Origin of the sequence: Staphylococcus sp. HMSC057A08, from assembly GCF_001812925.1 — a bacterium.
GTDB classification, from domain to species: Bacteria; Bacillota; Bacilli; order Staphylococcales; family Staphylococcaceae; genus Staphylococcus; species Staphylococcus hominis.
In genome coordinates this window covers 411,276-424,378 of the sequence record NZ_KV810854.1, presented here as the reverse complement: position 1 = coordinate 424,378, position 13,103 = coordinate 411,276, and the positions used below count along the sequence as shown (strand labels likewise).

The window sequence follows — 13,103 nt, the reverse complement described above, 5'->3', positions numbered from 1 at the left end:
AAGAATGGTTTTATGAAAGTATATATTTTTTATTAAAGGTCTTTTACTCCTTAGTTACAACACACTTTAATAGTGTACATCCTTCGTAAATTAAATTATAATAAATTATGAGTTTATATGGACGGGAATTAATTATAGGAGGTAACATTTTGAGTTTAGTAAAGAAAAAGAATGACGATATTCGCATTATTCCACTTGGGGGCGTAGGCGAAATCGCTAAAAATATGTATATCGTCGAAGTAGACGATGAGATGTTTATGTTAGATGCGGGATTAATGTTCCCTGAAGATGAGATGTTAGGAGTAGATATTGTTATTCCTGACATCCAATATGTAGTAGAAAACAAAGATAAATTAAAAGGGATATTTTTAAGCCATGGCCATGAACATGCAATTGGTGCAGTGAGTTATATTTTAGAGCAAGTTGATGCACCAATTTATGGATCAAAACTTACTTTAGCTTTAGTTAAAGAAAGTATCAAAAAAAGAAATATAAAGAAAAAAGTACGATATTATACTGTGAATCATGATTCAGTGATGAGATTTAAAAACGTCAATATTACTTTCTTTAATACATCACATAGTATTCCAGATAGTTTAGGTATCTGTATTCATACTTCATACGGTTCAATTGTATATACAGGTGAATTTAAATTTGACCAAAGTTTACAAGGGCATTATGCTCCTGATATGAAACGCATGGCTGAAATCGGAGAAGAAGGTGTTTTTGCTTTGATTAGTGATTCAACTGAAGCAGAAAAACCTGGTTATAATACTCCAGAAAATGTCATAGAATCGCATATTTATGATGCATTTGCTAAAGTAAAAGGACGCTTAATTGTTTCATGCTATGCATCGAATTTTATTAGAATTCAACAAGTATTAAATGTTGCTAGTAAATTAAATCGTAAAGTATCTTTCTTAGGAAAATCTCTTGAAAGTTCATTTAATACTGCACGAAAAATGGGATATTTTGATATTCCTAAAGATTTATTGCTTCCAATCAATGAAGTTGAAAATTATCCTAAAAATGAAGTCGTTATTATAGCAACAGGTATGGAAGGCGAACCTATTGAAGCGTTAAGTCAAATGGCCCAACATAAACATAAAATTTTAAATATTGAAGAGGGCGATTCAGTTTACTTAGCCATCACTGCTTCAGCAAATATGGAAGTTATTATAGCCAATACGTTAAATGAACTTGTTCGAGCAGGTGCACATATTATTCCAAATAATAAAAAAATTCATGCCTCTAGTCATGGTTGTATGGAAGAATTAAAAATGATGATTAATATTATGAAACCTGAATACTTTATTCCTGTTCAAGGTGAATTTAAAATGCAAATTGCTCATGCAAAATTAGCAAATGAAGCAGGTGTTGCACCTGAAAAGATTTTCCTTGTCGAAAAAGGTGATGTGATTCATTTTGATGGCTCACACATGGTATTAAATGAAAAAGTAAATTCAGGTAATATTCTTATCGATGGTATAGGTGTAGGAGACGTTGGAAATATTGTGTTAAGAGATCGTCATCTTCTTGCAGAAGATGGTATCTTTATTGCAGTAGTAACATTAGACCCTAAAAATAGACGTATAGCTGCTGGACCTGAAATTCAATCACGCGGATTCGTTTACGTACGTGAAAGTGAAGAATTAATGAAAGAAGCGGAAGATAAAGTTCGAGAAATTGTGGAAGCTGGACTACAAGAAAAACGCATTGAGTGGTCTGAAATTAAACAAAATATGCGCGACCAAATTAGCAAGCTTTTATTTGAAAGTACAAAACGTCGCCCAATGATTATTCCAGTTATTTCTGAAATTTAAGAGACATACATTTAATAAAGAGGTCGGGACAATATCACTTTTATAAAATAATTAAAAATATAAACGTTTATCATTCTTATTTATAGATTCATTGATGTATTAAATTGAAAGTATATAAAAGATAAGACATTTACCCTAACTTTTATAGTGAACTCTATAAATTTAAAAGATGATTTGACTCATTTATTTTTAATGATTTTAAAATGGGCTTAAGAGTCTATGTGATATATATTGTCTCAACCTCTTTCATACTTTTAACTCTAAAACATAACTTACATTTTTTTATATTTTTGAAAATGTCATTATTATAATTAAAAATAAAAGAAGGTGTAACATTTGCCACGAACTAAGAAAAAAACAACGACTAGAAAAACCAATTCAAAGACGAAAACGAAAGCACGCCAATCTAAAAAGAAAAAGCAACAAAAAACAGATAGTTCTATAAGGTATATTATTACTATTATAATTGTGATTATATCTATTTTAGGAATATTTCAATTAGGGCTTGTTGGTAGAATGATTGATAGCTTTTTCAATTATTTATTTGGCGCAAGTCGTTACCTTACATATATTTTAGTAAGTTTAATTACGATTTATATTGCAATGCAAAGACATTTTCCAAAAACTCGTCGTACGTTCGGTCTCATTTTATTACAATTTGTATTACTGATTGTTTCTCAACTCATTTATTATTTTTCTAAAGGAGAAGTTGCGAAAAGAGAACCGGTATTGTCTTACGTCTATAAATCTTATGAACATACTCATTTTCCAAATTTCGGTGGAGGTATTATAGGTTTTTATTTATTAAAATTATTTGTACCTTTAATCTCTATTGCTGGGATTATCATTGTGGCTTTGATTTTACTGATATCAAGTTTTATCCTATTACTAAAATTACATCATAGAGATGTGGCGAGAAGCACAATTGATTATTTTAAACGTTCTACTCAGAGTGCTTCATCTACTCTAAAAGAAAAAAGAGAAGCAAATAAAATTAGAAGAGAAGAACGATTACGTGAAAAAGAAGAACAGCGTCAAGCATTGGCACATCAAAGAGAATTAGAAGAACAACAAAGGAAAGATGAAGTCATTAAAGATGTGAGTGATTTCCCAGAAGTGAAACAACAACATAAAGATATTCCTATATATAGTCATCATGCAGCAACGGAAGAAGAAAAAGTACGACCTAAACGTAAAAAACGTCAATTTGACATAGACCATCAAGATAAAGAACCTACTCATGTATCTTCATCAAATTCTATGAAAAAAGATAAAATAAAACACGTCTCTAATGATAACGATACGAATAATAGTTCAATCATAGAAGCGGGAGAAGTTGGCAATGTAGCCTATCACATTCCTCCTTTATCATTACTTAAACAGCCAACAAAACAAACGACAACTTCAAGAGCTGAAGTACAACGTAAAGGTCAAATATTAGAATCAACCATGAAAAATTTTGGAGTTAATGCTAAAGTGACTCAAATTAAAATTGGACCGGCTGTCACTCAATATGAAGTTCAACCCGCTCAAGGTGTTAAAGTAAATAAAATCGTTAATTTACATAATGATATAGCTTTAGCACTTGCTGCGAAAGACATTCGTATTGAAGCGCCTATACCTGGACGTTCAGCTGTAGGTATTGAGGTTCCAAATGATAAAATTTCTTTAGTTACGCTAAAAGAAGTTTTAGAATCTAAGTTTCCAGCAAAAAATAAATTAGAAGTCGGTTTAGGACGAGACATTTCCGGAGAACCAATGACTATTGAATTGAATGAAACACCTCACTTATTAGTGGCTGGTTCTACAGGTAGTGGTAAGTCAGTATGTATTAACGGTATTATTACGAGCATTTTATTAAATGCTAAGCCACACGAGGTAAAATTAATGTTAATTGATCCTAAAATGGTAGAATTAAATGTATATAATGGTGTTCCACATTTATTAATACCTGTAGTAACAAATCCTCATAAAGCATCACAGGCATTAGAGAAAATTGTTGCTGAAATGGAACGTCGTTACGATTTATTTCAACATTCGTCTACTAGAAACATTGAAGGATACAATCAATTTATAAGACGTCAAAATGAAGAACTTGATGAAAAGCAATCAGAACTTCCTTATATCGTTGTCATTGTTGATGAATTAGCAGATTTAATGATGGTAGCAGGAAAAGAAGTTGAAAATGCAATACAGCGTATTACACAAATGGCTCGTGCAGCGGGCATACATTTAATTGTAGCAACACAACGTCCTTCTGTAGATGTTATCACGGGTATTATTAAAAATAATATTCCTTCAAGGATTGCATTTGCTGTAAGTTCACAAACAGATTCTAGAACAATCATAGGCTCTGGAGGAGCAGAGAAATTATTAGGTAAAGGTGACATGCTTTATGTTGGTAATGGTGAATCTACACAGACACGTGTTCAAGGTGCATTTTTAAGTGATCAAGAAGTACAAGAAGTTGTAAATTATGTAGTTGAACAACAAAAAGCAAATTACGTAAAAGAAATGGAACCTGACGCCCCTGTAGAAAAATCAGAAATGAAAAGTGAAGATACACTATATGATGACGCATACGCTTTTGTAATTGAGAAACAAAAAGCAAGTACGTCGCTTTTACAAAGACAATTCAGAATTGGATATAATCGTGCTTCAAGATTAATGGACGATTTAGAGAGAAATAATGTTATTGGTCCACAAAAAGGCAGTAAACCAAGACAAGTTTTAATAGATTTTGAGAATGAAGAGGTGTGAGTATGACTGAATTAAACTCGGTTTTTAAAGTAAAAGAATATATTTTTAAAAAAATAAAAAATCATTCTTTGAAACCTGGTGATAAACTTCCTAGCAATTTATCTATTGCTAGAGAAGTTAACGTTAAAACAGATGATGTCTATGAAGCGATTGGAGAACTTATTATTGAACAAGTTTTAACTGATAATTTTGAGGAAGGAACAAGTATAAAGGCTCTACGTCCCTTTTATTATCCTTTAAATAAATTATTTAGTATTAGTGAAATGATTAAAAAAGCGGGATATGAAGCAAGTACAGAATATTTAAGTTTAGAGCAACAACCCGCTTCTTTATTGGATGCAAAAATGTTAGATATTGAAGATAAACAACCTATAACAATTATTGAAAGACTACGTACTGCGAATCATCAACCAGTTATTTATTGTTTAGATAAGATTGCTGAGCATCATTTAACTTGTACCGAATATCAAGAAAGTGATGGTTCGATGCTTAATGCAATTGAACTTAATACTGGTCATAAGGTAGCTTCTGCTGAAACTGAAATTGAAGCAATCAGTTATGAACCTCATATTTCTAGCATATTGAATGCTGAACCACATGAGGGATTAATGTTATTAAAGGTTGTACATTATGATGAAATGGGTAAACCTATTTTATATTCATTAAATTATATAAAAAGTAGCCTAGTGAAGTTTAAATTAACACGCACAAAAATTTAATAACAGGTAAAGGAGTGATTGATTATTTTGAAACAACATACTAATCATCAAATACATATTGATATTCTTCCGACTGAGAAATTTAAAACAACGATGATCACATTTAAATTTATGGCACCACTTGATTACGAAACAATTACTGCTCGTTCATTACTAAGTAAAGTATTGGTTCGTGCCACAAAAAAATGGCCAACAGATAGATCATTTAATCAACAATTATCAGAGCTTTATGGGGCTTATATTAATAGCTTTGTTTCTAAATTTAAAGATAAACATGTCATTACTATTTCTTTAGAAATTGTAAATGAACGTTATCTTAAAGATACTACACCATTATTTGAAAAAGGTTTAAATTTATTAAAAGAAGTCATCATGAATCCACTTGTTGAGAACAATTCATTCAACTCTACATTTGTTACTCAAGAAAAATCATTATTACATAAAAAAATAGAAGCGATGATTGACAATAAAGCGCAATATTCATTTATTAATTTATTAAAATATATGTTCAAAAGTGAAGCTTATCGTTATTTGGCTATAGGTCAAATAGAAAATATTGCGCGTATTACAAATGAAAGTTTGTATGATACATATAAATCTATGATAAATAATGACATGTGTTCAGTTTATGTAGTGGGAAATGTAAATAAAAAAGAAGTTACATCACTTATAGAAAATTCATTTAGTCTTAGCTCAACTACGTTTGACTTTAATCATAATGTAAATACTGACTGTAACGCCCAATCTACTGAAACAATCATTGAAAAAGATACCGTCGACCAAGCTAAATTAAATTTAGGTTATCGTTTTCCAACTCATTATGGGAATGAAGATTACTATGCACTTGTCGTATTAAATACTATGTTTGGCGGTGATCCTTCTTCAGTACTATTTAATGAAGTACGTGAAAAACAAAGTCTAGCTTATTCTATTCATTCACAATTAGATGGAAAAAATGGCTATTTATTTGTATTAAGTGGTGTATCTGTTGAAAAATACGATACTGCAAAAAACACAATTATTGAAGAATTCGAGAAGTTTAAAGTAGGGGAATTCTCTGAAGAAAAATTAGCATTAGCTAAAAAAATTATCATTTCACAACGACAAGAAATTGCAGATAGACCTAAAGGTATTATTGAAGTTATGCAAAATCAACTACTTTTGAATCAGCCTCAATCAGATAAAGAATACATGGAGTTAATTAATAAAGTGACTAAAGAAGATGTCGTTAAAATGGCAAACCAAGCCTATTTAGATACGATATATGTATTAACGAAAGGAGGTCAATCATAGTGCAAGAACAATATTATGAATTAATTGATGAACGCGTCTATAAACATGAACTAAATAATGGATTACGCTTATTTGTAATTCCTAAAAAAGGATTTCAAAAAACATATGTGACCTATACAACTCAATTTGGTTCGTTGGATAATACATTTAAACCTCATCATAAAGATCAATATGTGACTGTACCAGATGGAGTAGCACATTTTTTAGAGCATAAGTTATTTGAAAAAGACGATGATAAAGATTTATTTACTGCATTTGCCAATGATAATGCTCAAGTCAATGCATTTACAAGTTTTGATCGTACGAGTTATTTGTTTAGTGCAACTGATCAAGTTGAACGTAATATTCTACGTTTACTTGATATGGTAGAAACACCCTATTTTTCAAAAGAAACAGTAGATAAAGAAAAAGGAATTATTGCTGAAGAAATTAAAATGTATCAAGAACAACCAGGATATAAAATTATGTTCAATACATTACGCGCAATGTATCATCATCATCCAATTAAAGTAGATATTGCAGGTAGTGTTGAGAGTATTTATAGTATTACTAAAGATGATTTATACTTATGTTATGAAACGTTTTATCATCCATCTAATATGGTGTTATTTGTCGTAGGAGATGTGGACCCTAAACGTATTTGTAATGTTATTGAAGAACATGAAAATCGTCGTCATAAAACAAATCAACCTTCTATCCAAAGAGGAGCAATAAAAGAACCAAATGAAGTAGTTCAATCATTTGTATCTGAAAAAATGAAATTACAGTCTCCACGTTTAATGTTAGGATTTAAAAATGAACCTTTGAATGAAGCACCTGAGAAATATGTTCAAAAAGATTTAGAAATGACTTTATTTTTTGAACTCGTATTCGGTGAAGAAACAGATTTCTATCAATCTCTTCTTAATGATGATTTAATTGATGATTCATTTGGATATCAATTTGTTCTTGAACCTACTTATAGTTTCTCAATTATTACAAGTGCTACTCATAAACCAGATCAATTAAAGGATAGATTACTTACTGAATTAAAGAAATATAGAGGAAACTTAAAAGATTCAGAAGCGTTTGAATTATTGAAGAAGCAGTTTATTGGTGAATTTATCTCTAGTTTGAATTCCCCAGAATATATTGCAAATCAATATGCAAAATTGTATTTTGAGGGCGTAAGTGTATTTGATATGTTAGATATTGTAGAGAATATCACTTTAGATAGTATTAATGAAACTGCCAAACAATATCTAAATATTGACCGTCTTGTTGATAGCCGTTTGGAGATAGATTAAATATGAAAGCATTAGTATTTGGTGGTTCAGGTAGTATTGGTAGTGCGATTGTAGATCGTTTATTAAAAGATGGATATGAAGTAATACTTCAATATTATCAATCTGATATCTCATCCTTAGAAAAAAAGTATAAAGGTGAAGCCGTAGAATTTATTCAAATGGATTTGACTCATGATATTGATTTTAATGATATATTTAGTCATATAAAACATTTAGACTGTTTAATTTATAGTAGTGGTACATCATTATATGGGATGTTACAAGATATGAAAGATAAAGAGATAGATGAATGTTATCATATTCATGTTAAACAGTTAATTCGATGCTGTCGATATTTCATAGACATATTGAGAAAAAGTACAAATGGTAGAATTATTGTTATCTCATCAATTTGGGGCGAGACGGGAGCAAGTATGGAAACTATTTATTCAGCAATGAAAAGTGCTCAAATTGGATTTGTAAAGGCCCTCAGTCAAGAGCTAGCATTGACGAATGTCACTGTGAATGCTATAGCACCTGGTTTTGTTTCAGGACGTATGGCTAAAGCATTCAGTGATGAAGACAAAGCAGTTATCTTATCTGAACTACCACAACAAAGAATGATAGCTCCACAAGAAGTAGCACACGTGTGCGCTTATTTATGCCATCCTAATGCTAAGAGTATTACAGGAACAGTCCAAAAGGTTAATGGTGGTTGGTATATTTAAAAAGTATCCTAAATTTTAAATGCAGATTTGACGATTCGTTCTTTATAATCAATGATATAATAAATTTAATTATATAAGGGGAATATTTCAAATTGTATTTAAACAAGGGGTGGTTAGATGACTGTCGCTAAAAAAAAGGAATGGTATTTAGAATACGAGATAATTGTTAATCGAGCTGGACTTTTAGGAGACGTATCGAGTTTACTTGGTATGTTAGGAATTAGTATTATTACTATAAATGGTGTTGATCAAGGGCGTCGTGGATTACTTATTAAGACAGATAGTCTTGAAAAAGTCACACGTTTTGAAAATATTATTCATGAATTGAAAGAAATAGAAATAACAAAGTTAAGAATTCCAGAGTTACGTGATCGTTTAGCAGTGCGTCATGGTCGCTATATTGAACAAGATGCAGGTGACAAAAAAACATTTCGTTTTGAACGTGAAGATTTAGGTTTACTTGTCGACTTTTTAGCAGAGTTATTTAAAGAAGATGGTCATAAATTAATAGGTATTAGAGGGATGCCTCGTGTTGGAAAAACAGAATCGATTGTTGCAGGTAGTGTCTGTGCGCATAAACGATGGCTATTTATAAGTTCAACATTAATTAAACAGACAGTTCGTAGTTCTCTTATAAAAGGTGAATATGATGCTAATCATGTTTATATTATTGATGGTGCAGTAACTGCTAGAGAAACAAATCCTAAACATCAACAGTTAGTGGAAGAAGTGATGACTTTACCATCAATAAAAGTAGTTGAGCATCCAGATTTATTTATAGAAACAAATCAATATAGCATCGATGATTTTGATTATATTATCGAGCTACGTGAACATGAGAATCAAAAAATTGAATATGATCATATGAAACAACAAGTTAAACAACAAGCAATTAAAAGCAAAAACACATTAGATTTTGGAGAAGATGTGTTTGGCGGTGGCTTCGGTTTTTTTGAGTAATAAGGGTGGAGGCGTCAAACGTGAAAACAATTGGTGAAACCTTAAAAGGTAGAAGAGAAAGATTAGGAATGACATTAACAGAATTAGAACAACGTACACAATTAAAGCGAGAAACGTTAAAATATATTGAAGAGAATAAATTTGATCAACTTGCCAAAGTGGATTACGCTGAAGGATTTATTAGACGTTATGCAAGTGTAGTTAATATGGATGTAAATCAACTCATTAAAGTGCATCATGAAGAAATTCCTAATCACCACAATCAACTCGATACACTTTTACATCATTATCGACACAACGAAGTGCCCGAATATCGTACTAAAAATAAAGAACCTATTCAATTATTGATTATGATTAGTATTGTTATAATTATTACTTTAATTATATGGGTGTTAGCAGTATTATTAATATAATTTACATATAAATTAAGAAATGAGGTATTAAAATGAATATACCTAACCAGATTACAGTTTTTAGAGTGATTTTGATTCCAGTATTTATATTATTTGCTCTAGTAAACTTTGGTTTTGGAAATGTATCTGTATTAGGTGGCTATGACATAAGAATAGAGCAACTTATTGCTGCTATTATTTTTATTGTAGCTTCTTTAAGTGATTTTTTAGATGGTTATTTAGCAAGAAAATGGCAACTTGTGACAAATATGGGTAAGTTTTTAGATCCATTAGCGGATAAATTATTAGTTTCTAGTGCTCTTATTGTTATGGTTCAATTAGGGCTAACTAATTCAGTTGTAGCAATAATTATCATTGCTCGTGAGTTTGCGGTTACAGGTTTACGTTTACTTCAAATTGAACAAGGGTTTGTGAGTGCAGCAGGCCAATTAGGTAAAATTAAAACAGCTGTTACAATGGTAGCAATTATTTGGATTTTACTTGGTGATTTATTCTCAAATTGGATTGGATTTCAATTAGGACAAGTATTATTATATATTGGCGTATTCTTTACAATATTATCAGGAATTGAATATTTCTATAAAGGTAGAGATGTGTTTAAGCAATAAAAAGTATAATCAAATAAAGTGAAATGTAATGAGAGTCGCATAAAATGACTCTCATTTTTTTGAGTTATTTTTTAGATTATATAATAGATTAAGTATAAAATATGAATTAAGACTAAATAAGGGAGAGGGGCATATGAATACATCTATCATAGCAGTAGGTTCAGAATTATTATTAGGCCAAATAGCAAATACAAATGGCCAATATTTATCAAAACTTTTCAATCAAATTGGAAAGAATATAGTTGAACATACAGTTATTGGTGATAATCCTGATCGTTTAGAATTTATTATTAGAGAAGGACTAAAAAGATTTGACACACTAGTGCTCACGGGTGGATTGGGTCCAACTAAAGACGATTTAACTAAACAAACAGTAGCAAAAGTATTAAATAAAAACTTAGTGACTAATGAAGAAGCATTAAATTATATTGAAGGTTTTTTCAAAGAACAAGGGCAAGAAATGACACCTAATAATAAACAACAAGCACTTGTGATAGAGGGAGCGAAAGTGTTAAAAAATCATTATGGTATGGCTCCAGGCATGTTTATTGAAATGAATGATAAAAAAGTAATTCTGTTACCTGGTCCTCCGAGTGAAATGCAACCTATGGCTAAAAATGAGTTGCTTCCATTACTTATAGATAATGACAATACTATTTTTTCAGAGCAACTTAGATTTGCAGGAATTGGAGAATCGAAAGTTGAAACAGAACTTATGGATTTAATTGAAAAACAAACGAATCCTACGATAGCTCCGTTAGCAGGGAAACATGAAGTATATATTAGATTAACAGCAAATGCTTCTACACAAAGCGAATGTAAAACATTGATTCAACCTATAAAAGAAGAAATTCTAGAACGAATTGGTCAATTTTATTATGGTTCAGATGACACATTGTTAGAACAATCTGTAATGGAACAAATGAATTCTACAGTAAGTATATATGACGGAGTAACTGATGGAGCGATTTATACTCGTTTAAAACGCTTTGATAAACAAAATATATTAAAAGGAATATTACCAGATAATGACATATTTTTAAATCATCATTCAAGTATTGAAATGCAATTAAGAGACGCTGCATCATATGTAAAAGATTTATATAAAACTGAAATGGGTATAGCAATATTACATGAGAAAGAGAATGTTTATCTAGCAATTAATACAAAAGATGATTTTAAAATGACTACATTTAAGATAACGCAATCAAGAAATATACTGCCCAACAGAAGTCAAAATTATGTATTAATAAGATTATTAAATTGGCACTAAAATGTACTTAAATTAAAAAATAGTTATAATTTCAGGGCACATTTGTTCGATTTTTCGGATAGCGTTCTCTTTTTATGCGAACAAATATTCGCAAAATGCTTGTGTTTGAATATAGTTAAGAGTATAATATATATATAATATTAAATAGATAACTATCTCATATAGGAGGTTTCGCTTTGGATAATGATCGTCAAAAAGCTTTAGATACAGTTATAAAAAATATGGAAAAATCCTTTGGTAAAGGTGCAGTAATGAAATTAGGCGATAATAAAGGTCGTCGTGTATCTAGTGTATCAAGTGGTTCAGTTACTTTAGATAATGCACTAGGTGTAGGTGGTTATCCTAAAGGAAGAATTATTGAAATATATGGTCCTGAAAGTTCCGGTAAAACAACAGTAGCACTTCATGCTATTGCCGAAGTGCAAAAAAATGGAGGCGTTGCTGCGTTTATCGATGCTGAACATGCACTTGATCCAGTATATGCTGAAGCATTAGGTGTTGATATAGATAATTTATATCTTTCTCAACCTGACCATGGTGAGCAAGGTTTAGAGATAGCAGAAGCTTTCGTAAGAAGTGGAGCTGTTGACATTGTTGTTGTAGACTCAGTTGCTGCTTTGACTCCTAAAGCTGAAATTGAAGGTGAAATGGGAGATACACATGTTGGTCTTCAAGCACGTTTAATGTCTCAGGCTTTACGTAAACTTTCAGGTGCAATTTCAAAATCAAATACTACTGCTATATTTATTAACCAAATTCGTGAAAAAGTTGGAGTAATGTTTGGTAACCCAGAAACTACACCAGGTGGTAGAGCCTTAAAATTCTATAGTTCAGTACGTTTAGAAGTGCGTCGTGCAGAACAATTAAAACAAGGTCAAGACATTGTAGGTAACAGAACTAAAATTAAAGTTGTTAAAAATAAAGTAGCACCACCATTTAGAATTGCTGAAGTAGATATCATGTATGGTCAAGGTATTTCAAAAGAGGGAGAATTAATTGACTTAGGTGTAGAAAATGATATTGTCGATAAATCTGGCGCTTGGTACTCATATAATGGTGAGAGAATGGGTCAAGGTAAGGAAAATGTTAAAACATATCTTAAAGAAAACCCTCAAATTAAAGATGAAATCGATCGCAAATTACGTGAAAAATTAGGCATTTTCGATGGTGATGTTGAAGAAAATGAAGATAAATCATCACAAACATTATTCGATGAAGAATAATGTTGAATTTTTAATGCTTTAAATAGAATATACTTTTA

At 30.8% G+C, this 13,103-nt stretch carries 11 protein-coding genes; all 11 read left to right on the top strand.

What is annotated here, in order from left to right; genetic code table 11:
• Nucleotides 1–149: 149 nt before the first annotated feature.
• The 11 genes from rnjB to recA all read left to right on the top strand — a co-directional run bounded on the left by rnjB (nucleotide 150) and on the right by recA (nucleotide 13,065).
• A complete protein-coding gene (gene rnjB / locus HMPREF2881_RS06650; RefSeq protein ID WP_002488688.1) occupies nucleotides 150–1,823 on the top strand; it encodes a ribonuclease J2 in 1,674 nt (557 codons plus the stop codon).
• A 441-nt stretch (nucleotides 1,824–2,264) separates the two neighbouring features.
• Nucleotides 2,265–4,583: a DNA translocase FtsK gene (locus HMPREF2881_RS06645; RefSeq protein WP_371094488.1), complete on the top strand. Its 2,319-nt coding sequence runs from the start codon at nucleotides 2,265–2,267 to the stop codon at nucleotides 4,581–4,583.
• A gap of 2 nt (nucleotides 4,584–4,585) precedes the next feature.
• A complete protein-coding gene (locus tag HMPREF2881_RS06640; protein WP_002448813.1) occupies nucleotides 4,586–5,302 on the top strand; it encodes a GntR family transcriptional regulator in 717 nt (238 codons plus the stop codon).
• 93 nt (nucleotides 5,303–5,395) lie between these two features.
• The gene (yfmF, locus tag HMPREF2881_RS06635; RefSeq protein WP_369962956.1) at nucleotides 5,396–6,595 is read left to right on the top strand and encodes an EF-P 5-aminopentanol modification-associated protein YfmF; all 1,200 of its coding nucleotides are present in this window, start codon (nucleotides 5,396–5,398) and stop codon (nucleotides 6,593–6,595) included.
• Nucleotides 6,595–7,881 carry an EF-P 5-aminopentanol modification-associated protein YfmH gene (gene yfmH / locus HMPREF2881_RS06630; RefSeq protein WP_002448796.1) on the top strand — a complete coding sequence of 429 codons (1,287 nt, stop codon included), beginning with the start codon at nucleotides 6,595–6,597 and terminating at the stop codon, nucleotides 7,879–7,881. The genes yfmF and yfmH overlap by 1 nt, the downstream gene beginning before the upstream one ends.
• Nucleotides 7,882–7,883: 2 nt before the next feature.
• Nucleotides 7,884–8,588: an elongation factor P 5-aminopentanone reductase gene (ymfI, locus tag HMPREF2881_RS06625; RefSeq protein WP_002488706.1), complete on the top strand. Its 705-nt coding sequence runs from the start codon at nucleotides 7,884–7,886 to the stop codon at nucleotides 8,586–8,588.
• Nucleotides 8,589–8,705: 117 nt separating this feature from the next.
• Nucleotides 8,706–9,548: a DUF3388 domain-containing protein gene (locus tag HMPREF2881_RS06620; protein WP_002448864.1), complete on the top strand. Its 843-nt coding sequence runs from the start codon at nucleotides 8,706–8,708 to the stop codon at nucleotides 9,546–9,548.
• 20 nt (nucleotides 9,549–9,568) lie between these two features.
• Nucleotides 9,569–9,961, top strand: coding sequence for a helix-turn-helix domain-containing protein (locus HMPREF2881_RS06615; protein ID WP_002448763.1), 393 nt, complete (start codon nucleotides 9,569–9,571; stop codon nucleotides 9,959–9,961).
• Between the two features lie 32 nt (nucleotides 9,962–9,993).
• Nucleotides 9,994–10,569 carry a CDP-diacylglycerol--glycerol-3-phosphate 3-phosphatidyltransferase gene (gene pgsA, locus HMPREF2881_RS06610; RefSeq protein ID WP_002448865.1) on the top strand — a complete coding sequence of 192 codons (576 nt, stop codon included), beginning with the start codon at nucleotides 9,994–9,996 and terminating at the stop codon, nucleotides 10,567–10,569.
• 133 nt (nucleotides 10,570–10,702) lie between these two features.
• Nucleotides 10,703–11,842, top strand: coding sequence for a CinA family nicotinamide mononucleotide deamidase-related protein (locus tag HMPREF2881_RS06605; protein WP_002448803.1), 1,140 nt, complete (start codon nucleotides 10,703–10,705; stop codon nucleotides 11,840–11,842).
• A gap of 176 nt (nucleotides 11,843–12,018) precedes the next feature.
• Nucleotides 12,019–13,065 (top strand): recombinase RecA, encoded by a 1,047-nt coding sequence (recA, locus tag HMPREF2881_RS06600; protein ID WP_002448773.1) that lies wholly within the window; start codon nucleotides 12,019–12,021, stop codon nucleotides 13,063–13,065.
• Nucleotides 13,066–13,103 lie beyond the last annotated feature (38 nt).